This window comes from Planococcus dechangensis, from assembly GCF_042654465.1.
Taxonomy (GTDB): Bacteria; Bacillota; Bacilli; order Bacillales_A; family Planococcaceae; genus Planococcus; species Planococcus dechangensis.
Map to the genome: position 1 here is coordinate 14239 of NZ_JBHSGL010000006.1, position 18710 is coordinate 32948.

Here is an 18710-nt window from a genome sequence, read left to right on the forward strand (position 1 = left end):
AGCAGCATTATTTACCTGTTTTACCTTCTTTGCGGCGAACTTTTTCGTCTTCGTAACGGATCCCTTTGCCTTTATACGGCTCTGGTGGGCGAGTAGCACGGATGTTTGAAGCAAGTGCTCCGACCATTTCTTTGTTGATTCCTTTAACGACGACTTTCGTGTTGCCTTGTACTTCGATTTCGATTCCTTCTTCCGGAGTGAATTCCACCGGATGAGAGTATCCAACGTTCAAGACCAATTTCTTGCCTTGTAGCTGGGCACGGTAACCTACACCGACTAATTCAAGTGAACGGGAGAAGCCTTCAGAAACACCAGTAACCATGTTCGCAAGCAATGCGCGGGTTGTACCGTGGATTGTGCGGTGGTCTTTGGAATCTGACGGGCGTGACAATGTCAAAACATTGTCTTCCTGTTTGATCGTGATATCTGAGTTAAATGTGCGATTAAGTTCGCCTTTTGGTCCTTTGACCGTTACGTTGTTGTCGTTGCCGACAGTAACAGTAACGTTTGCAGGAACCTCGATTGGTTTTTTACCTACACGTGACATTCTGTTGCACCTCCATTCGTTTGTTGCTTCTTACCAAACGTAAGCTAGTATTTCGCCGCCGATTTTTTTCGCGCGGGCTTCTTTGTCAGTTACCAAACCTTGTGATGTCGAAACTAAAGCGATTCCAAGACCGTTTAGTACACGAGGCACCTCGTCAGTTTTAGCGTATACACGTAGTCCTGGTTTTGAAATGCGTTTCAAGCCAGTGATGACGCGCTCATTGTTGGCACCGTATTTAAGGAAAATGCGGATCATGCCTTGTTTATCATCTTCAACATATTCCACGTCACGAACGAAACCTTCGCGCTTAAGGATTTCAGCGATGTCTTTCTTCACGTTGGAAGCCGGAAGCTCCAATTTCTCGTGACGAACCATGTTTGCGTTACGAATGCGTGTCAGCATATCTGCAATCGGATCTGTCATTGTCATTACATTTACCTCCTTCCCAATTTAGGGGATTACCAGCTGGCTTTTTTAACGCCAGGAATTTGTCCCACATATGCAAGTTCACGGAAACAAATACGGCAAAGTTTGAATTTGCGTAGTACCGAATGCGGACGTCCGCATCGTTCACAGCGTGTGTACTCTTGTACCTTAAACTTTGGCGTGCGTTTTTGTTTTGCAATCATAGATTTTTTAGCCACGTTTACGCCTCCCTCACGTTTACTTTTGGAACGGCATTCCGAATTGTGTTAATAACTCACGAGCTTCTTCATCAGAGTTCGCAGTTGTTACAATTACGATGTCCATACCGCGTACTTTGTTAACTTTATCGTAGTCGATTTCAGGGAAGATCAATTGTTCTTTCACACCAAGTGTGTAGTTGCCGCGTCCGTCGAAAGATTTTTTCGACACGCCACGGAAGTCACGTACACGTGGAAGTGAGATGGCAATCAATTTATCCAGGAAGTCATACATACGCTCTCCGCGTAGTGTAACTTTACATCCGATTGGCATACCTTCACGAAGACGGAAGCCAGCGATAGATTTTTTAGCTTTTGTGACAACTGGTTTTTGACCAGTGATCGTCTGCAATTCTTCAACAGCAGCATCAAGCGATTTTGTATTTTGTACAGCTTCACCGACACCCATGTTGATAACGATCTTGTCAACTTTCGGTGCCTGCATTACTGACGAATATTCAAACTTGCTCACTAGAGCAGGTGTAATTTCGTTTGTGTATCTCTCTTGTAGGCGGTTCATGTGTGTACCTCCCCTCATTCAGGAATTTTATTTATCTAATTTTTCACCGGATTTTTTTGCAACACGAACTTTTTTGCCATCTTCCATTTTGTATCCTACGCGAGTCGGCTCGCCGGATTTAGGGTCCACTACCATCACGTTAGAAACGTGGATTGCAGCTTCTTGGCTGACAATTCCGCCTTGCGGGCTTGCCTGGTTCGGTTTTGTATGCTTTTTGACGATGTTAACACCTTCAACGAGCACACGGTCTTTCTTAGGTAGAGCAGTCAAAACAACTCCTGTTTTGCCTTTGTCTTTCCCAGAGATGACCTTAACTGTATCGCCTTTTTTTACATGCATTCTGTCGCACCTCCTTGGTATCGCACATTGGGTAATTTATAGAACTTCAGGAGCAAGTGAGACGATCTTCATGAAGTTGTTGTCACGAAGTTCACGTGCAACTGGTCCGAAGATACGTGTTCCGCGTGGACCTTTGTCGTCGCGGATAATCACACATGCATTTTCATCAAATTTGATGTAAGTACCATCTTTGCGGCGAGCTCCGCTTTTCGTGCGAACGATGACAGCCTTAACGACTTCACCTTTCTTAACAACGCCACCTGGTGTTGCTTTTTTCACGGTACAAACGATTACGTCACCGATGTTTGCTGTCTTGCGACCAGAACCACCAAGTACTTTAATCGTAAGTACTTCACGAGCACCCGAGTTGTCTGCAACTTTTAAACGACTTTCCTGTTGGATCACTTAGGTAACCTCCCTCCGGAACTTTTAGGTTTCCGAACTTATTTAAATTAGATGATAACAGCTTTTTCGACGACTTCCACTAAGCGGAAACGTTTCGTAGCTGATAGCGGACGAGTTTCCATGACGCGAACGACGTCACCGATTTTCGCTTCGTTGTTCTCATCATGCGCTTTGAATTTCTTAGAGTATTTTACACGTTTGCCATAAAGCCCGTGCTTCTTTTGAGTTTCAACCATTACTGTAATGGTTTTGTCCATTTTGTCAGACACGACGCGGCCTGTGTATACTTTGCGTTGGTTACGCTCAGACATACTTGCAACCTCCTCTCGAATTATCAGTTGTTGCCACTGAGTTCTCTTTCATGAATCACGGTTTTCATACGGGCAATCGCTTTACGTACTTCGCGGATGCGAGCAGTGTTTTCTAATTGACCAGTAGCCAATTGGAAGCGAAGGTTGAAAAGCTCTTCTTTCAGTGATTTCACTTTTTGTTCGATCTCAGCAGTGGTTAGGTCACGGATTTCATTAGCTTTCATTCGATTCACCACCAATTTCTTCGCGTTTTACGAATTTCGTTTTCACTGGCAGTTTGTGAGAGGCAAGACGCAATGCTTCGCGTGCAACTTCTTCAGATACTCCAGCGATTTCGAACATAATTTTTCCTGTTTTTACAACCGCTACCCAGCCTTCAGGTGAACCTTTACCGGAACCCATCCGTACTTCTAGAGGCTTTTTCGTATATGGTTTGTGAGGGAAAATCTTGATCCAGACTTTACCGCCACGTTTCATGTAACGTGTCATCGCGATACGGGCAGCTTCGATTTGACGGTTTGTGATCCATGAAGACTCAAGAGCCTGCAGGCCGTATTCGCCGAATGCTACTTCTTTGCCGCCTTTCGCTTCTCCGCGCATCTTGCCACGGTGTTCACGACGATATTTTACGCGTTTTGGCAATAACATATTATTTGCCTCCTTCCTCAGATTTCTTCTTGGTTGGAAGGACTTCACCGCGGTAGATCCATACTTTTACGCCAAGCTTGCCGTAAGTAGTATCAGCTTCAGCATGCGCATAATCGATGTCAGCGCGCAATGTATGGAGCGGAACAGTTCCTTCACTGTAGTGTTCAGCACGCGCAATGTCAGCGCCGCCTAGACGTCCAGATACTTGAGTTTTGATCCCTTTAGCGCCTGCACGCATAGTACGTTGGATCGTCTGTTTTTGAGCACGGCGGAAAGATGCACGGTTTTCTAGCTGGCGTGCGATTCCTTCAGCAACCAATTTCGCATCAAGATCAGCTCTTTTGATTTCTACGATGTTGATGTGTACACGCTTGCCAGTCATCGAGTTCAGTTGCGTACGAAGTACTTCTACTTCAGAGCCACCTTTACCGATTACCATACCTGGCTTCGCAGTGTGGATTGTTACATTAACACGGTTTGCAGCGCGCTCGATTTCAATTTTAGAAACAGAAGCTTCTTTCAAACGTGTTTCGATGTATCCACGGATTTTCAAATCTTCGTGAAGGAGTGTGGCGTAGTCTTTTTCAGCATACCATTTTGAGTCCCAGTCACGAATGATTCCGATTCGCATTCCAATTGGATGAATTTTTTGTCCCACGAATTATCCCTCCTTCTTCTCAGATACCACTAGTGTGATGTGGCTAGTGCGTTTGTTGATTGCGCTCGCGCGTCCCATTGCACGTGGACGGAAACGCTTCAAAGTCGGTCCTTCATCAACGAATACTTCGCTGACAACAAGGTTCTCGACGTTCATTTCGTAGTTGTGTTCAGCGTTAGCTGCTGCAGATTTCAATAACTTCTCAACAACAATCGAAGATGATTTTTGAGTGTGTTGTAAAATCGCAACGGCTTCGCCGATTTGCTTGCCTCGGATCAAATCTACTACTAAACGGACTTTACGAGGAGCAATACGTACTGTTCTAGCGACAGCTTTTGCTTGCATGGGGAAATCCTCCTCTCATTAACGTCTTGTTTTCTTATCGTCTGCACCATGACTAGCGTATTTGCGTGTTGGCGCGAATTCGCCTAGTTTATGGCCCACCATGTCTTCAGTCACGTATACAGGGATGTGTTTACGACCATCGTATACTGCGATTGTTTGTCCGATGAATGTCGGGAAAATTGTAGAACGGCGAGACCAAGTTTTGATCACTTGTTTTTTCTCAGAGTCCTTTTGTGCATCAACTTTTTTCATAAGATGATCATCAGCAAAAGGTCCTTTTTTCAAGCTGCGGCCCATGTGGGATCCTCCCTTCGTGATTGCACCACGGTTCTGTTAGCGAACCGTAGCGGAATCAAATTATTTTTTACGGCGACGCACGATAAATTTATCGGATTTGTTGTTCTTCTTGCGTGTTTTGTATCCAAGAGTTGGTTTGCCCCATGGAGACATTGGTGATTTACGTCCGATTGGCGAACGGCCTTCACCACCACCGTGCGGGTGATCGTTCGGGTTCATAACAGATCCACGGACTGTTGGGCGATTGCCCTTCCAGCGGTTGCGTCCTGCTTTACCGATGTTGATCAATTCGTGTTGTTCGTTTCCTACTGCTCCGATAGTTGCGTAGCAAGTAGCAAGGATCAAGCGAACTTCGCCTGATTGCAAACGAACCGTTACGTATTTGCCTTCTTTACCAAGAACCTGTGCTGAAGCTCCTGCAGAACGTACCAATTGGCCGCCTCCGCCTGGTTTCAACTCGATGTTATGGATTGTTGAACCCATTGGGATCAGTGACAATGCCATAGCGTTACCTGGTTTAAAGTCAGCTTCTGGACCTGACATGATTTGTGTTCCAACGACTACACCTTTAGGAGCAAGGATGTAACGTTTTTCCCCATCAGCATAATGAATCAACGCGATGTTTGCAGAACGGTTTGGATCGTACTCGATTGTAGCAACGCGACCTGGAATGCCGTCTTTGTTACGTTTGAAATCGATCACACGGTATTGGCGTTTATGTCCACCACCGTGATGGCGTACAGTGATTTTACCTTGGTTATTACGGCCGCCCTTACGCTTTACTGGTCGTAAAAGCGATTTCTCAGGTTTGTTCGTTGTGATTTCTTCGAAATCCGAACTCGTCATGTTACGACGACCGTTAGTGGTAGGTTTATATTTTCTAATCCCCACGTTGTTTCCCTCCTTCTTTAATAGTCCTTTACGAACTTATGGAATTAAATTTCGAATAGCTCGATGTCTTTAGAATCAGCAGTCAATTTAACAATCGCTTTGCGGCGTTTGTTTGTGTATCCTGCGTGTTTGCCCATGCGCTTGAATTTGCCTTTGTAGTTCATGATGTTGACTTTCTCAACTTGAACGCCGAAGACTTCCTGCACTGCATGTTTAACTTGTGTTTTGTTAGCGCGAACGTCCACTTCAAAAGTGTACTTCTTCTCCGCCATTACCTCAGAAGAACGCTCGGTAATGACCGGACGCTTTAGAATGTCACGTGCTTCCATTAACCTAGCACCTCCTCGATTTTCTCTACGGCTGCTTTAGTCATGATGACTTTATCATGTCCAAGCAAGTCCAATACGTTGATGCCGTTTGCCGGAACAACTGTCATGCCTTTGATGTTACGTGCAGATAATGCAACGTTCTCATCAAGGTCAGCTGTTACGAACAATGCTTTTTTGCCGATTGAAAGGTCAGTCACCAATTTAGTGAATTCCTTTGTTTTCGGTGCATCGAAAGCCAATCCTTCAAGTACCATCAAGTTCTCGTTCACGACTGTCGAAGACAATGCAGAACGAAGAGCTAAGCGACGGACTTTTTTAGGAAGTTTATAGCTGTAGCTACGTGGTGTCGGGCCGAATACGACGCCGCCTCCACGCCATTGTGGTGAACGGATCGAACCTTGACGGGCACGTCCAGTTCCTTTTTGACGCCATGGCTTCTTACCGCCACCGGCTACTTCAGAACGGTTTTTAACTTTGTGGTTACCTTGACGCAATGAAGCACGTTGTGCAACGACTGCATCGAAAAGTACAGATTCATTTGGTTCAATACCGAAGACTAGATCGTTCAACTCGATGTCGCCAACTTGTGAACCGGTTTGATTTAGTAAAGCTACTTTAGGCATTCCTGTTTCCTCCTTTCTTTAAATGTTATTAGTTAGCTTTGATTGCCGATTTAACACGGATCAATGCTTTGCGTGAACCAGGAACATTACCTTTAACTAGAAGCAAGTTGCGCTCAACATCCACTTTCACGATTGAAAGGTTTTGGATAGTGACCGTGTTGCCGCCCATTTGACCAGGCAATTTCTTCTGTTTGAATACGCGGTTCGGAGCAACAGGCCCCATTGAACCAGGACGACGGTGGTAACGTGAACCGTGAGTCATTGGTCCGCGTGATTGTCCGTGGCGTTTGATAACACCTTGGAAACCTTTACCTTTCGTAGTTCCTGTTACATCTACTACATCGCCTTCTGCGAATACATCTACTTTGACTTCTTGACCAATCTCGTAATCAGCTAAGTTTACATTGCGAAGTTCGCGAATGAAGCGCTTAGGAGCAGTGTTTGCTTTTGCTACGTGGCCTTTAGATGGTTTGTTTGCAAGCTTTTCGCGCTTGTCTTCAAAACCAAGTTGTACCGATTCGTAGCCATCCAATTCAATTGTCTTTTTCTGAAGCACTACGTTTGGAGAAGCTTCAATTACAGTTACTGGGATCAAATCACCGTTCTCAGCAAAAACTTGCGTCATACCGATTTTTCTACCTAAGATTCCTTTGGTCATGTCGTCACACCTCCTGCAAATTTTTATGTTTTCTATTGTCGGTTACCAATTATAGTTTGATTTCAATATCAACGCCGGATGGTAGATCCAGTTTCATTAGCGCGTCAACAGTCTGTGGTGTCGGATTAACGATATCGATCAGACGTTTATGTGTGCGCATTTCGAATTGCTCACGAGAATCTTTGTATTTGTGTACAGCACGTAAGATTGTGTAAATGGATTTTTCAGTCGGCAACGGTATCGGACCTGATACGCTAGCACCTGAACGTTTTGCAGTTTCAACAATCTTCTCAGCAGACTGATCTAGGATTCTGTGATCGTATGCTTTCAAACGGATACGAATTTTTTGTTTTGCCATTATTTTCCCTCCCTTTTCGCCTATTTTTGGGATAGACTTCTCCACGAAAATTTTCCGTACACTCGCCATGGCAAAGCGGCCGGGTGTGTCGGTAACCTCTCGCTTCTTCGCAGTCAAAGACCAACATTCACCATTATACAAAATAAAAAAGAATTCCGCAAGGCTTTCCACGAAATTCTTTTTCATTCGCTTTTACTAGTATAGCAGGATTCTTTTCACTTTCAACCGATACGAAAATAGTCGAAATCTTTCGGACTTAACCGAGGAACATGACCGCCAGCCAGCCGAAGATGACGAGCGGAATATTGTAATGAAGGAAGGTCGGGACGACCGTGTCCCAGATGTGGTTGTGCTGCCCGTCGACGTTGAGCCCTGCTGTCGGCCCGAGCGTCGAGTCCGATGCAGGAGAGCCGGCATCACCGAGCGCTCCTGCTGTCCCGATCAATGCAATGATTGCGAGCGTCGAGAATCCAAACTCCACGCTGAGCGGAACGAATATGGCTGCGATGATCGGAATCGTCGAGAACGACGAGCCGATGCCCATCGTAACAAACAACCCGACAATCAACATGGCGAGTGCCGCCAAGCCTTTCTGGTCACCGAACACATTTGCTGCATTCTCGACCAACGTCCCGATGGCGCCGGTTTCTTGAATGACCGAAGCAAAGCCATTCGCCGAGATCATGACAAAGCCGATAAACGCCATCATGCGCATGCCCGCCGTCAGAACGTCGTCCGCTTCTTTCCACTTCATCGCGCCGAAGATGTAGAGGATCAGAATACCGGCGAGCGCCCCGATGATCATCGATTCGCTTTGGATCTGCGCGAACAGCGCGGCGATCAATGCAATAACGGTGACGATGACATCTTTTATGGAAGCGGTGCGTTTTGGAGTTTCTACTATAGAAATAGCTTCTTCCGTTTGACGATAGTCGCGCGGCTTGCGGTAAGATACAAACACCGCAATGATCAAGCCGAGGAACAGCCCCGCTACCGGGAACACCATCGCTCTTGGGATATCCGCCATATCGATCGGCATGCCCGCGAGTTCCATCTGCGTAGCAAGGATTTCATGGAAGATCAATCCAAAGCCATACGGCAATAAAATATAAGGAGCCGTCAACCCGAAAGTCAAGACCGCTGCGATCAGCCGGCGGTCGATGCGCAATTCATTCAAGATGTGCAAAATCGGCGGCACCAACAATGGAATGAACGCAATGTGGATCGGGATCAAGTTTTGAGAAAAGATCGCCATGGAGAACAACGCAAAGATGATGAGCGCTTTCGCCAAGTTTTGGCGCGTCGCCTCCCCTTCTTTATTGACCATCTTCAATACTCCTGCGACCAATAGCTCCGGAATGCCGGTCCTAGAAATCGCTACGGCAAATCCGCCGAGCATGGCATAGCTAAGTGCAATGGTCGCACCTGCACCAAGCCCCTCTGTATACGAAGTGAGTGTTTCCGTAAAGCTTAGTCCGCCGCTCAATCCGCCAGCGAGCGCGCCTAGCAGCAATGCAAAGACGACGTTGACACGGAGCAAACTTAAAATCAGCATCACTAATACTGCGATAATAACTGCATTCATTGTTCATTTCTCCTTTAGTTTGCTAAAGCGTTAAAGTCCTTTACTAAAATAACAAATCTGCAGAATGATGTCAACACAGCGTGCTGTCTATTTTATTGCATTAAGAAACCGCTCCTCGCCTCGTATTACTCAATGAGGCAGAGAGCGGTTTTTTATGCGTGTTTTATTTTTTCTTCGTACGCTTGAATATAGGATTCGTATTGGACCGTCAAGGCGATTTCATCCCAGCCGTTCAACAGCATTTCTTTCCAGTACGGATCGATATCGAATGAATAGCTGGCGCCGTCTTCACCCGTAACGGTTTGTGCTTTTAAATCGACATCGAGCCGGTAAGGCGCTGTTTTGCCTTTTTCCAGCAATGCGGTCACTTGTGCCTCTTCTAAGCGGATCGGCAAGATGCCGTTCTTCACACAGTTATTATAGAAGATATCCGCATAACTCGGGGCAATGACCACATGGAAGCCGTAATCCTGTATAGCCCACGGTGCATGTTCACGGGAGGAGCCGCAGCCGAAGTTTTCCTGGGCTACAAGAATTTCAGAGCCTTGAAAGCGAGGGTCATTCAACACAAAATCTTGATTGGGTGTGCCGTCAGCATTGAAACGCCAATGGTAAAACAAGTATTTCCCGAAGCCTGTGCGCTCGATGCGCTTGAGGAATTCCTTCGAAATGATTTGGTCGGTGTCGACGTTTTTGCGGTCGAGCGGCGTTAACACGCTCGAAATTTCGTTGATCGGTTTCAAATTCAGTTCCTCCTTCCGTTATGCCGAGGGCACAGGTTCTTTCATAAAGTCGCGGACATCGGTCAAATGCCCTTCAATCGCAGCTGCCGCCGCCATCACCGGTGACACCAAATGCGTCATCGAACCGGCGCCTTGGCGCCCTTCGAAGTTGCGGTTCGAAGTGGAGGCGCAACGCTCTCCTGCCGGCACCGAGTCTTCGTTCATTGCCAGGCACATGCTGCAACCCGTTTCTCGCCATTCAAATCCGGCTTGCAGGAACACTTGGTCGAGCCCTTCTGCTTCTGCCGCACGCTTGACGGTCTCGGAACCCGGCACGACGATCGCCGTAACGGACGGATGAACCGTTCTGCCTTTGACGATGTCACTTGCCGCACGCAAATCGCTGAGGCGTGCGTTCGTGCACGATCCGATGAAGACGTGCTGGATCGCGATGGACGATAGTGGAGCGCCTTCTTCTAGTTGCATATAAGCAAGCGCCTGGCGCAAAGCATCTTTATCTTCCTGCTTGTCGTAGTCATCTGCTGTCGGCACGCTTTCGGCAATACCCGACCCCATAGACGGGTTGGTGCCCCATGTAACAAATGGCGAGATATCATCCGCGTGGACCGTATGAGTCACATCGTAGCGTGCGCCTTCGTCTGTCGCAAGAGCAAGCCAGCGTTCGGCTTCCTGCTCAAACGCTTCGCCCTGGGGCACATTTCTTCTGCCGCGCAAATACTCGACCGTTGTTTCATCCGGACTGACCAGACCGGCACGCGCTCCGGCTTCGATGGACATATTGCAGATGGTCATGCGTTCTTCCATCGATAGCTTGCGAATTGCTTCACCGGTATATTCCACGATATGGCCAGTTCCCATGTCGACGCCGAGCTTCGAGATGACCGCGAGGATGATGTCTTTTGCAGAAACGCCAAAGCCCAGTTCGCCGTCGATGCGGATTTCCATCGTTTTCGGCTTGGACTGCCAAAGCGTCTGCGTCGACAACACATGCTCTACTTCGCTTGTCCCAATGCCAAACGCCAATGCGCCAAACGCGCCGTGGGTCGACGTATGGCTATCGCCGCAGACAATCGTCTTGCCGGGTTGCGTAAGACCGAGTTCCGGCCCGATGACGTGGACGATGCCTTGATCGGGATGGTTGATGCCCGCAAGCGGCACACCGAACTCATCGCAATTGTCCTGAAGCGTTTTGATTTGCTTACGGGAAATCGGATCTTTAATGACAGAGCGATTGCGCGTCGGCACGTTATGGTCCATCGTCGCGAAGCACAGATCCGGACGGCGCACTTTGCGGCCGTTTAAACGCAAGCCTTCAAACGCCTGGGGGGATGTGACCTCATGCAAAAGATGCAGGTCGATATACAATAGGTCAGGCTTGCCTGGTTCTTCGAATACAATATGCTGTTCCCAGATTTTTTCAATAATCGTCTTTGCCATTGCAGAGTGCCCCTTCCATTTACACGTAGGAAAACATGATGTGTTCTGACACGAATTCCCGTTCCAATTCTTCGATTACTTTTTCGACAAAACGCTCCGTAGAGATCACTTTATTACCGCAAGCAGACAAATCACCTGTGCAATAGCCGTCTTCTAGGACGCTCATGACCGCATCTTCAATCGTCGATGCTTCTGAATCCATGCCGAACGATTGGCGCAGCATCATCGCTGCTGACAAAATCGCTGCGGACGGGTTTGCTTTGTTTTGCCCCGCGATGTCCGGTGCTGAGCCGTGTACCGGTTCGTACAAGCCGAAGCCGTCTGCACGGATGCTCGCTGAAGGCAGCATGCCAAGTGAACCGGTGATGACCGATCCTTCGTCACTCAAGATGTCACCGAACATGTTCTCCGTCACTAAGACATCAAACGCTTTCGGATTGGTGATCAACTTCATTGCCGCTGCGTCAACCAGCATATGCTCGACTTCCACATCCGGATAGCCTGCTTTGCGCTCTTCTACAACTTTTCTCCATAGTTTGCTCGACTCCAAGACATTCGCTTTGTCGACTGAAGTCAGCTTGCCGCGGCGCGAACGAGCCATTTCAAAGGCCTGGTCGACGATGCGCTCGATTTCTGCACGTGTGTAGACGAGTGTATCGACCGCTGAGCTTTCATTGTGGCGTTTCGGTTCCCCGAAATACAAGCCTCCAGTCAACTCACGGACGATGACCATGTCGACATCGCGCGCGATTTCTTCTTTTAATGGGGAAGAGCCAAGAAGTGCCGGCACTGCTTTTACAGGGCGGACGTTAGCGAATAAATCAAAATGCTTTCGGATGCTCAAAAGCCCTTTTTCCGGGCGTTGTTGTGCCGGGTTGTTGTCCCATTTCGGGCCGCCGACCGCACCGAGGAGGATCGCATCACTCGCTTCACACGCTTCGACGGTTTCTTTCGGCAGCGGGCTGCCGGTTTTATCGACCGCCGCTCCCCCGATGTCCGCGAATTTCCAATGGAATGTGTGTCCATAGCGCATTGCAATGGAGCGCAACACCTTCACTGCTGCTTCTGTTACTTCTGGGCCGATGCCGTCTCCGGGCAATACTGCGATTGTCTTTTCCATAGTAATTCCTCCTCTGTGGGTTTGTTTGTTACACTGCTTGGATTTTCATTTTATTCCCTTGCTTCACGAGCTGGCGGTTTACTGCGTTGAAATATGCTTTCGCGGTTGCTTCTAATACGTCCTGCGCGACATCGCGCCCTGTGACGGTTTCTCCGTTATAACTCATATTGATGACCGCTTCACCGAGTGCATCGCGCCCTTTGCCGATCGACGTCACCCGGTAATCCAAAATATGCACTTTGCCATCGACGATGCGTTCGAGGGTATTAAATATCGCCTCTACCGAACCCGAACCTGTCGCCGCTTCATGGATCGCCGTACCATCCGGGCCGATTGCAGACGCTGTTGCCGTTGGAATATTGGCAGTGCCATATTGCACTTGTACGCTTTCGAGTTTGTAGACCGGTGTTTCGGTATCGTTGATTTGCTGGTCGGTCAATAGAACGAACAAATCGTCTTCGGTGATCTGTTTTTTGCGGTCAGCGAGTTTTTTGAACTCAACGAACGCTTCATTCAATTTATCATCCGGCAACTCAAAGCCCATCTTCACCGCACGGTCGCGGAATGCGTGCCTGCCGGAGTGTTTGCCCATGACCAGCTCTGTTGCGGCATCGCCGATCAATTCCGGTGTGATGATTTCATAAGTCAACGGATTTTTCAACATGCCGTCTTGGTGGATGCCGGATTCGTGCGCAAAAGCATTTTTCCCGACAACCGCTTTGTTCGGTTGGATAATACTGCCCGTCAACTGACTGACCAATTGGCTCGAGCGCTTGATTTCATTCAAATTGATGCCGGTTTCGATTTCATAGAATTGTTTGCGGATGTGCAGCGCTACCGCAATTTCTTCCAAAGCGACGTTTCCTGCGCGTTCGCCGATGCCGTTGATGGTGCCTTCGACTTGGGTTGCGCCGTTTTCGATCGCAGCAAGTGTATTCGCCGTCGCCATGCCCAGATCATTATGGCAATGCGCCGATAGCTTGACGTTCTCGATGCCCGGTACGTTTTCTGTCATATAGCGGAACATCGCGCCGTATTCCGCCGGTGTCGCGTAGCCGACTGTATCCGGCAAGTTGATTGTCGTAGCTCCCGCTTCGATGACTTTCTTGATGATGTGCACCAGGAATTCCGGATCGGATCTCGATGCATCTTCCGCTGACCACTGCACAAGTGGGAAGAATTTTTTCGCGTAGCGGACAGACTCGACAGCGATGTCGACTACCTGCTCCGGCGTTTTCATCAATTTATGTTCCATATGGATAGGGGAGGTAGCTAGGAAAATGTGGATATGCGGCTGTTCCGCTCCTTTTAACGCATCCCATGTCCGGTCGATATCCGCTTTCATGGAGCGGGACAAGCCCGTTACGATGGAGTTCTTCACCGTACCGGCTATCCGCTGCACTGCGTCGAAGTCGCCTGGCGATGAAGCCGGGAACCCCGATTCGATAATCGTCACGCCTAGACGTTCGAGCTGGCGGGCGATTTCGATTTTCTCTGCTGTATTCAAGTTGATCCCGGCCGACTGTTCTCCGTCCCGTAGTGTCGTATCGAAAATATCAATTTGAGACATTAGTAACCACCTCTTTAGATTTTTTGTCTTCATTAACAAACGGCATCATGGCACGCAACTCGCGGCCGACTTGTTCGATTTGGTGTTCCGCTTCGGCATTTTCGATCGCCGTGAATTCCGGGCGGTTCAATTGGTTCTCAAGCAACCAGCCTTTGGCGAATTTGCCTGTTTGGATATCCGTCAGCACATCTTTCATGCGGGCTTTTGTATCTGCATCTACAATACGCGGGCCGGAGACGAAGTCGCCCCATTGAGCGGTATCGGAAATGGAATAGCGCATGCCGGACATTCCTCCTTCGTACATCAAGTCGACGATCAGTTTCAGTTCGTGCAAGCATTCGAAGTAGGCAAGTTCCGGCTGATAGCCCGCTTCCACCAATGTTTCAAATCCAGCTTTGACAAGTGAAGTCACGCCGCCGCAAAGAACGGCTTGTTCTCCGAATAGGTCGGTTTCAGTTTCTTCCTTGAATGTCGTCTCAAGGATACCTGCACGGGCAGCGCCAACTCCTTTTGCATATGCCAGCGCCGTATCTTTCGCATTTCCGGATACATCCTGGTGGATGGCGAACAAGGCAGGGACGCCTGCTCCTGCTTCAAAGGTTCTGCGAACGAGATGTCCCGGCCCTTTTGGCGCAACGAGGAAGACATCCACGTCTTTTGGAGGAACGATTTGATTAAAATGGACGTTAAAACCGTGTGCGAAAACGAGTGATTTGCCAGCTGTCAGATGCGGCTTGATTGATTCTTCGTAAATTTGCGTCTGGCGCTCATCCGGCACGAGGATCATGATGACGTCTCCCGCTTGTGCTGCTTCTGCTACCGTCGTCACTTCTAAGCCGTCTTGTTTCGCCTGGTCAAATGATTTTCCGGGTCTTACACCGACAACCACTTTAAATCCTGAATCCTTTAAGTTCTGTGCATGGGCATGTCCTTGTGACCCGTAGCCGATCACCGCGATTGTCTGTCCTTTTAGAGCCTGCTCGTTTACGTCTTGGTTATAATACATTTTTGCCATTTTAAATTTCCTCCTCAGGTTTGGGTTTGTAGTTTAAAGAATGTTCAATTGCGGTGTATGGGCTTTTTGCGTTTCTCTGACAAAGGCAGATACTCCGGTTCTTGTTAATTCTTTGATGCCGTACGGCTTCATCAAATCGATGAAGGCTTCGATTTTCTCAGGATCACCAGTCACTTGGAATGTGGTGACGTTTTTGCTCATATCGACCACCGTTGCCCGGAACGGTTCAACAATGCTGTTGATTTCGCTGCGCGCGGCCGGCGGGGCCACAACTTTGATCAATGCAAGCTCCCTCATGACCATCGCCTTATCGGTAATGTCATTCACTTTCAGGACGTCGATTTGTTTTTGCAGCTGCTTTAGCAATTGTTCAAGCTTGCGTTCGTCCTCGACATTCACGACAAAGGTCATTTTTGAAATGCCCGCTTGCTCGGTATGTCCGACTGAAATGCTTTCAATATTGAATTGACGCTTCATCAATAGGCCGGTAACTCGGTTCAAGACGCCGCTCTGGTTGATGACCGTCGTTGTGATTACTCGCTTCATTCGCCTTTCACCCCGATCATTTCGTTGAGCCCTTTGCCTGGCGCGACCATCGGGTAAACACATTCGAGTTGGACTACCCGGCAGTCGATGAGCGCCGGTCCATCCGACTCAAACGCTTTTTTGAATACTTCTTCTGCCTGTTCCATCGTTTCGACTTTATAGCCGTCGATATCGTAAGCTGCCGCTAGTTTGACGAAATCCGGCTGCACCGGCATCATCGATTGGGAATACCGTTCCTCGTAGAAAGTTTCCTGCCACTGGCGTACCATTCCGAGGCTTTCATTGTTAAGAATGACTACCTTCACCGGCAAACGGTACTCTTGCAATAGCGACAACTCCTGCAGGGTCATCTGGAATCCGGCATCGCCGACAACTGCGACGACCATTTCTTCTGGCCGTGCGAACTTTGCGCCGATCGCTGCCGGGAAGCCGAAGCCCATCGTCCCAAGCCCACCGGATGTAACCCAGTTATGCGGGTTGTTGAAGCGGTAATACTGCGCTGTCCACATCTGGTGCTGGCCGACATCCGTCGTGACGATGGCATCGCCCCCGGTCAATCGGTGGATCAACTCAACAGCCTGCTGAGGCATGATACCTGGGCGTTCTTTCTGGTGATATTGAAGCGGATAAGCTTCTTTATATGCGTTAAGCTTGCTATGCCATTGTTGTGTATCTGGACTTTCAAAATTGCTCTTCAATAGTTCAATGAGTGCGGCTTTCGCATCCGACACGATCGGGATAGCGGTCGGAACATTCTTGCCGATTTCCGCCGGATCGATATCGATGTGGATGACTTCCGCGTTCGGTGCGAAAGCGGCCAAGTTTCCTGTGAGTCTGTCATCAAAACGGGCGCCGATATTGAGAAGCACATCACATTCGCAAATCGCTGTGTTGGCGGCATAAGTTCCGTGCATCCCGCCCATTCCGAGGAATAGCTTATGGTCGCCACCGATTGTGCCAAGCCCGAGCAATGTATTAACAATCGGGATTTGGTGATGTTCAGCAAATGCCTGTAGCTCTTCCGAAGCTCTTGCCGCCAGCACTCCGGCACCTGCCAGGATCACTGGCTTTTTGGCTGTGGATAATAGCTTGGCCGCTTTTTGGATCTGCAAATAGTTCGGCGTCGTGGTTGGCTGATAACCCGGCAAGTAGACATCTGCATCTACCTGTTGTTCGGTGCCGGCAAAGATCATTGTCGAGATATCTTTTGGTATGTCGACAACCACCGGTCCGGGACGCCCTGTAGATGCGATGAAAAATGCTTCTTTGATGATCCGCGGCAAATCTTCCACTTTCTTCACTTGGTAATTATGTTTCGTGATTGGTTGGGTGATGCTGACGATATCTGCTTCCTGAAAAGCGTCTGTTCCGATGACCGATGTGGCAACCTGCCCGGTAAAAACGACAAGCGGCAACGAGTCGAGCATGGCATCTGCAATGCCTGTGACCAGGTTCGTGGCACCTGGACCGGATGTGGCGATGACCACTCCGGCTTTTCCAGACACTCTGGCGTAACCTTCTGCTGCATGGATAGCGCCTTGTTCGTGGCGGGCCAAGATGTGCCGGATCGGATTCCGGTGCAAAGCATCATAGATTGGCAGCACCGCACCTCCTGGGTAGCCAAAAATAATGTCCACACCCTGCTGTTTCAAAGATTGAATCAATACGTCCGCCCCACTGCCGGATAATCCTTGTTTCACTTCTTCTCTAACCTTTACGTTTACTCCCAATCTCTCCGCCTCCTTTTTCTTAAGTCTTTGGCAGTACCAAATGAAAAAGCTTTTTCATTCCTACGCAAAGAAGACATCTTCTTTGCATAGGGATGAAAAAGCTTCATGGTACCACCCTATTTCACTGCGATTTGCAGCCTCTTGGATAATTGCTTATCCGTTGATAACGATAACCCTTTACTTGCAGTTACCGGGAGCACCTAAAGGGCCTAAGCCGTTCAGCGTTCCACTCAGAGGGGATGTCGCATCTGGCAGCATTGCCGGCTTCCACCACCCCGGCTCTCTGTAAATGCTGTATTCCTTTTGCTTTAACCTCGTCATTGAATTGTTTTATGAATTTTATACAACGTTTAAATGTTCGCTATAAACTTTCACGCCATCTTTCTGGACCAATTCCCGGAAAGACTCGAGCAGGTCATTGGTGACCGGTCCGGGCTTGCCATCTCCGATTACACGGCCATCCACTTTAATGACGGCAATGACTTCCGCAGCCGTTCCAGTAAGAAACACTTCATCGGCTACATAGACATCGTGTCTAGTGAAGACGCCCTCTTCCATCTGATAACCTTTTTGCTTCGCCACTTCCATAATGGCGTTTCGGGTGATGCCTTCAAGCGCCCCGACATAGCCTGGAGGCGTCAACAACTTGTTTTTCCGGACGATGAAAATATTATCAGCGGATCCTTCCGCCACATACCCTTGATCGTTCAGCATGAGTGCTTCTGACACACCCGCTAGGCTAGCTTCGATTTTTACGAGGATGTTATTCATATAGTTCAGTGATTTCACTTTAGGGCTAAGCACGTCTGAGCGGCTTCTTCTGGAAGCGACTGAAACGATTTCAATACCGCTGTCGTATAAAGCTTTTGGGAATAAGGAAAGCGGCTCTGCGATAACAATGACGTTCGGGGTCGCACAGCTGAAAGGATCAAGTCCTAAATTTCCGACGCCTCTAGAGACGACTAAACGGATATACGCGTCTTTTAATTTATTCTGCCGGAGCGTCTCTACGACCAGTTCAGTCATTTCTTCGAAAGTATGCGGAATTTCAAGCATCACTGACTTAGCCGAATCGTAAAGGCGCTCGAGATGCTCTTCTAAGCGGAAGACATTTCCGTTGTAAGAACGAATGCCTTCGAAGACTCCATCGCCATATAGAAAGCCATGATCATAAACCGAAACCTTGGCATCTTCTTTTTTTACAAATTCACCATTCATATAGATTACTTGTTCAGTCATGATGTCCACTTCTTTCTAAGAAATTTTTTATGGCGATATGCCGGTGTATCTGCTTTGTTCTGTTAAATTGTTGCTATCATATCGCCTATTCCAAAGGGTGTCAACAAACAAAA

General features: G+C 48.3%; 26 protein-coding genes. All 26 read right to left on the minus strand.

The window, feature by feature from the left end:
• Positions 1–7: 7 nt before the first annotated feature.
• The 26 genes from rplF to ilvE all read right to left on the minus strand — a co-directional run bounded on the left by rplF (position 8) and on the right by ilvE (position 18597).
• Positions 8–547, minus strand: coding sequence for a 50S ribosomal protein L6 (gene rplF, locus ACFO5U_RS12860; RefSeq protein ID WP_377279524.1), 540 nt, complete (start codon positions 545–547; stop codon positions 8–10).
• Positions 548–577: 30 nt separating this feature from the next.
• Complete coding sequence (rpsH, locus tag ACFO5U_RS12865) at positions 578–976, minus strand: 30S ribosomal protein S8 (protein WP_377279525.1); 399 nt, start codon at positions 974–976, stop codon at positions 578–580.
• Between the two features lie 29 nt (positions 977–1005).
• Positions 1006–1191 carry a 30S ribosomal protein S14 gene (gene rpsN / locus ACFO5U_RS12870; RefSeq protein WP_006828941.1) on the minus strand — a complete coding sequence of 62 codons (186 nt, stop codon included), beginning with the start codon at positions 1189–1191 and terminating at the stop codon, positions 1006–1008.
• Between the two features lie 19 nt (positions 1192–1210).
• Complete coding sequence (rplE, locus tag ACFO5U_RS12875; protein ID WP_377279526.1) at positions 1211–1750, minus strand: 50S ribosomal protein L5; 540 nt, start codon at positions 1748–1750, stop codon at positions 1211–1213.
• A 27-nt stretch (positions 1751–1777) separates the two neighbouring features.
• Positions 1778–2089: a 50S ribosomal protein L24 gene (rplX, locus tag ACFO5U_RS12880; protein ID WP_058382154.1), complete on the minus strand. Its 312-nt coding sequence runs from the start codon at positions 2087–2089 to the stop codon at positions 1778–1780.
• Between the two features lie 36 nt (positions 2090–2125).
• Positions 2126–2494 carry a 50S ribosomal protein L14 gene (gene rplN / locus ACFO5U_RS12885; protein ID WP_033542790.1) on the minus strand — a complete coding sequence of 123 codons (369 nt, stop codon included), beginning with the start codon at positions 2492–2494 and terminating at the stop codon, positions 2126–2128.
• Positions 2495–2541: 47 nt separating this feature from the next.
• The gene (gene rpsQ, locus ACFO5U_RS12890; protein ID WP_377279527.1) at positions 2542–2805 is read right to left on the minus strand and encodes a 30S ribosomal protein S17; all 264 of its coding nucleotides are present in this window, start codon (positions 2803–2805) and stop codon (positions 2542–2544) included.
• 23 nt (positions 2806–2828) lie between these two features.
• Complete coding sequence (gene rpmC / locus ACFO5U_RS12895) at positions 2829–3029, minus strand: 50S ribosomal protein L29 (protein ID WP_058382156.1); 201 nt, start codon at positions 3027–3029, stop codon at positions 2829–2831.
• The gene (gene rplP, locus ACFO5U_RS12900; RefSeq protein WP_377279528.1) at positions 3019–3453 is read right to left on the minus strand and encodes a 50S ribosomal protein L16; all 435 of its coding nucleotides are present in this window, start codon (positions 3451–3453) and stop codon (positions 3019–3021) included. The genes rpmC and rplP overlap by 11 nt, the downstream gene beginning before the upstream one ends.
• 1 nt (position 3454) lies before the next feature.
• Entirely contained in the window at positions 3455–4111 is a 657-nt protein-coding gene (gene rpsC, locus ACFO5U_RS12905; RefSeq protein ID WP_377279529.1) for a 30S ribosomal protein S3, read from the minus strand.
• Between the two features lie 3 nt (positions 4112–4114).
• Positions 4115–4456, minus strand: a complete 342-nt coding sequence (gene rplV, locus ACFO5U_RS12910; RefSeq protein WP_215108227.1) for a 50S ribosomal protein L22 — start codon at positions 4454–4456, stop codon at positions 4115–4117.
• A gap of 18 nt (positions 4457–4474) precedes the next feature.
• On the minus strand, positions 4475–4753 hold the full coding sequence (rpsS, locus tag ACFO5U_RS12915) for a 30S ribosomal protein S19 (RefSeq protein WP_146494301.1): 279 nt from the start codon (positions 4751–4753) through the stop codon (positions 4475–4477).
• A gap of 60 nt (positions 4754–4813) precedes the next feature.
• On the minus strand, positions 4814–5644 hold the full coding sequence (rplB, locus tag ACFO5U_RS12920) for a 50S ribosomal protein L2 (RefSeq protein ID WP_377279530.1): 831 nt from the start codon (positions 5642–5644) through the stop codon (positions 4814–4816).
• Positions 5645–5688: 44 nt separating this feature from the next.
• On the minus strand, positions 5689–5973 hold the full coding sequence (gene rplW / locus ACFO5U_RS12925) for a 50S ribosomal protein L23 (RefSeq protein ID WP_377279531.1): 285 nt from the start codon (positions 5971–5973) through the stop codon (positions 5689–5691).
• Positions 5973–6596 (minus strand): 50S ribosomal protein L4, encoded by a 624-nt coding sequence (gene rplD, locus ACFO5U_RS12930; RefSeq protein ID WP_377279532.1) that lies wholly within the window; start codon positions 6594–6596, stop codon positions 5973–5975. The genes rplW and rplD overlap by 1 nt, the downstream gene beginning before the upstream one ends.
• A 28-nt stretch (positions 6597–6624) precedes the next feature.
• Positions 6625–7254: a 50S ribosomal protein L3 gene (rplC, locus tag ACFO5U_RS12935; protein WP_377279533.1), complete on the minus strand. Its 630-nt coding sequence runs from the start codon at positions 7252–7254 to the stop codon at positions 6625–6627.
• 49 nt (positions 7255–7303) lie between these two features.
• Positions 7304–7612: a 30S ribosomal protein S10 gene (gene rpsJ / locus ACFO5U_RS12940; protein WP_066790933.1), complete on the minus strand. Its 309-nt coding sequence runs from the start codon at positions 7610–7612 to the stop codon at positions 7304–7306.
• Positions 7613–7868: 256 nt separating this feature from the next.
• Positions 7869–9197: a Na+/H+ antiporter family protein gene (locus ACFO5U_RS12945; RefSeq protein ID WP_377279534.1), complete on the minus strand. Its 1329-nt coding sequence runs from the start codon at positions 9195–9197 to the stop codon at positions 7869–7871.
• 152 nt (positions 9198–9349) lie between these two features.
• A complete protein-coding gene (gene leuD / locus ACFO5U_RS12950) occupies positions 9350–9940 on the minus strand; it encodes a 3-isopropylmalate dehydratase small subunit (RefSeq protein ID WP_377279535.1) in 591 nt (196 codons plus the stop codon).
• A gap of 18 nt (positions 9941–9958) precedes the next feature.
• Positions 9959–11377, minus strand: a complete 1419-nt coding sequence (leuC, locus tag ACFO5U_RS12955) for a 3-isopropylmalate dehydratase large subunit (RefSeq protein ID WP_377279536.1) — start codon at positions 11375–11377, stop codon at positions 9959–9961.
• Between the two features lie 19 nt (positions 11378–11396).
• Complete coding sequence (gene leuB, locus ACFO5U_RS12960) at positions 11397–12497, minus strand: 3-isopropylmalate dehydrogenase (RefSeq protein ID WP_377279537.1); 1101 nt, start codon at positions 12495–12497, stop codon at positions 11397–11399.
• A gap of 28 nt (positions 12498–12525) precedes the next feature.
• Positions 12526–14067, minus strand: coding sequence for a 2-isopropylmalate synthase (locus tag ACFO5U_RS12965; protein ID WP_377279538.1), 1542 nt, complete (start codon positions 14065–14067; stop codon positions 12526–12528).
• Positions 14054–15082, minus strand: coding sequence for a ketol-acid reductoisomerase (gene ilvC, locus ACFO5U_RS12970; RefSeq protein WP_377279539.1), 1029 nt, complete (start codon positions 15080–15082; stop codon positions 14054–14056). The genes ACFO5U_RS12965 and ilvC overlap by 14 nt, the downstream gene beginning before the upstream one ends.
• A 33-nt stretch (positions 15083–15115) precedes the next feature.
• Positions 15116–15628 (minus strand): acetolactate synthase small subunit, encoded by a 513-nt coding sequence (ilvN, locus tag ACFO5U_RS12975; RefSeq protein WP_377279540.1) that lies wholly within the window; start codon positions 15626–15628, stop codon positions 15116–15118.
• Positions 15625–17358 carry a biosynthetic-type acetolactate synthase large subunit gene (gene ilvB / locus ACFO5U_RS12980; protein ID WP_377279541.1) on the minus strand — a complete coding sequence of 578 codons (1734 nt, stop codon included), beginning with the start codon at positions 17356–17358 and terminating at the stop codon, positions 15625–15627. Before ilvB ends, ilvN begins: the two co-directional genes overlap by 4 nt.
• A gap of 339 nt (positions 17359–17697) precedes the next feature.
• Positions 17698–18597, minus strand: coding sequence for a branched-chain-amino-acid transaminase (gene ilvE, locus ACFO5U_RS12985; RefSeq protein WP_377279542.1), 900 nt, complete (start codon positions 18595–18597; stop codon positions 17698–17700).
• Between the last annotated feature and the right edge of the window lie 113 nt (positions 18598–18710).

Bases quoted from the DNA above. Each gene is read 5' to 3' on its own strand.
- rpsJ (WP_066790933.1), bottom strand. From the start codon at position 7,612: ATGGCAAAACAAAAAATTCGTATCCGTTTGAAAGCATACGATCACAGA.
- rplW (WP_377279531.1), bottom strand. From the start codon at position 5,973: ATGGAAGCACGTGACATTCTAAAGCGTCCGGTCATTACCGAGCGTTCT.
- rplV (WP_215108227.1), bottom strand. From the start codon at position 4,456: ATGCAAGCAAAAGCTGTCGCTAGAACAGTACGTATTGCTCCTCGTAAA.
- rplC (WP_377279533.1), bottom strand. From the start codon at position 7,254: ATGACCAAAGGAATCTTAGGTAGAAAAATCGGTATGACGCAAGTTTTT.
- leuB (WP_377279537.1), bottom strand. From the start codon at position 12,497: ATGGAAAAGACAATCGCAGTATTGCCCGGAGACGGCATCGGCCCAGAA.
- ilvC (WP_377279539.1), bottom strand. From the start codon at position 15,082: ATGGCAAAAATGTATTATAACCAAGACGTAAACGAGCAGGCTCTAAAA.
- leuC (WP_377279536.1), bottom strand. From the start codon at position 11,377: ATGGCAAAGACGATTATTGAAAAAATCTGGGAACAGCATATTGTATTC.
- ACFO5U_RS12945 (WP_377279534.1), bottom strand. From the start codon at position 9,197: ATGAATGCAGTTATTATCGCAGTATTAGTGATGCTGATTTTAAGTTTG.
- rplX (WP_058382154.1), bottom strand. From the start codon at position 2,089: ATGCATGTAAAAAAAGGCGATACAGTTAAGGTCATCTCTGGGAAAGAC.
- rpsH (WP_377279525.1), bottom strand. From the start codon at position 976: ATGACAATGACAGATCCGATTGCAGATATGCTGACACGCATTCGTAAC.
- ilvN (WP_377279540.1), bottom strand. From the start codon at position 15,628: ATGAAGCGAGTAATCACAACGACGGTCATCAACCAGAGCGGCGTCTTG.
- rplE (WP_377279526.1), bottom strand. From the start codon at position 1,750: ATGAACCGCCTACAAGAGAGATACACAAACGAAATTACACCTGCTCTA.
- rplF (WP_377279524.1), bottom strand. From the start codon at position 547: ATGTCACGTGTAGGTAAAAAACCAATCGAGGTTCCTGCAAACGTTACT.
- ilvE (WP_377279542.1), bottom strand. From the start codon at position 18,597: ATGACTGAACAAGTAATCTATATGAATGGTGAATTTGTAAAAAAAGAA.
- rpsS (WP_146494301.1), bottom strand. From the start codon at position 4,753: ATGGGCCGCAGCTTGAAAAAAGGACCTTTTGCTGATGATCATCTTATG.
- rpsQ (WP_377279527.1), bottom strand. From the start codon at position 2,805: ATGTCTGAGCGTAACCAACGCAAAGTATACACAGGCCGCGTCGTGTCT.
- rplD (WP_377279532.1), bottom strand. From the start codon at position 6,596: ATGCCTAAAGTAGCTTTACTAAATCAAACCGGTTCACAAGTTGGCGAC.
- rplP (WP_377279528.1), bottom strand. From the start codon at position 3,453: ATGTTATTGCCAAAACGCGTAAAATATCGTCGTGAACACCGTGGCAAG.
- ACFO5U_RS12965 (WP_377279538.1), bottom strand. From the start codon at position 14,067: ATGTCTCAAATTGATATTTTCGATACGACACTACGGGACGGAGAACAG.
- rpmC (WP_058382156.1), bottom strand. From the start codon at position 3,029: ATGAAAGCTAATGAAATCCGTGACCTAACCACTGCTGAGATCGAACAA.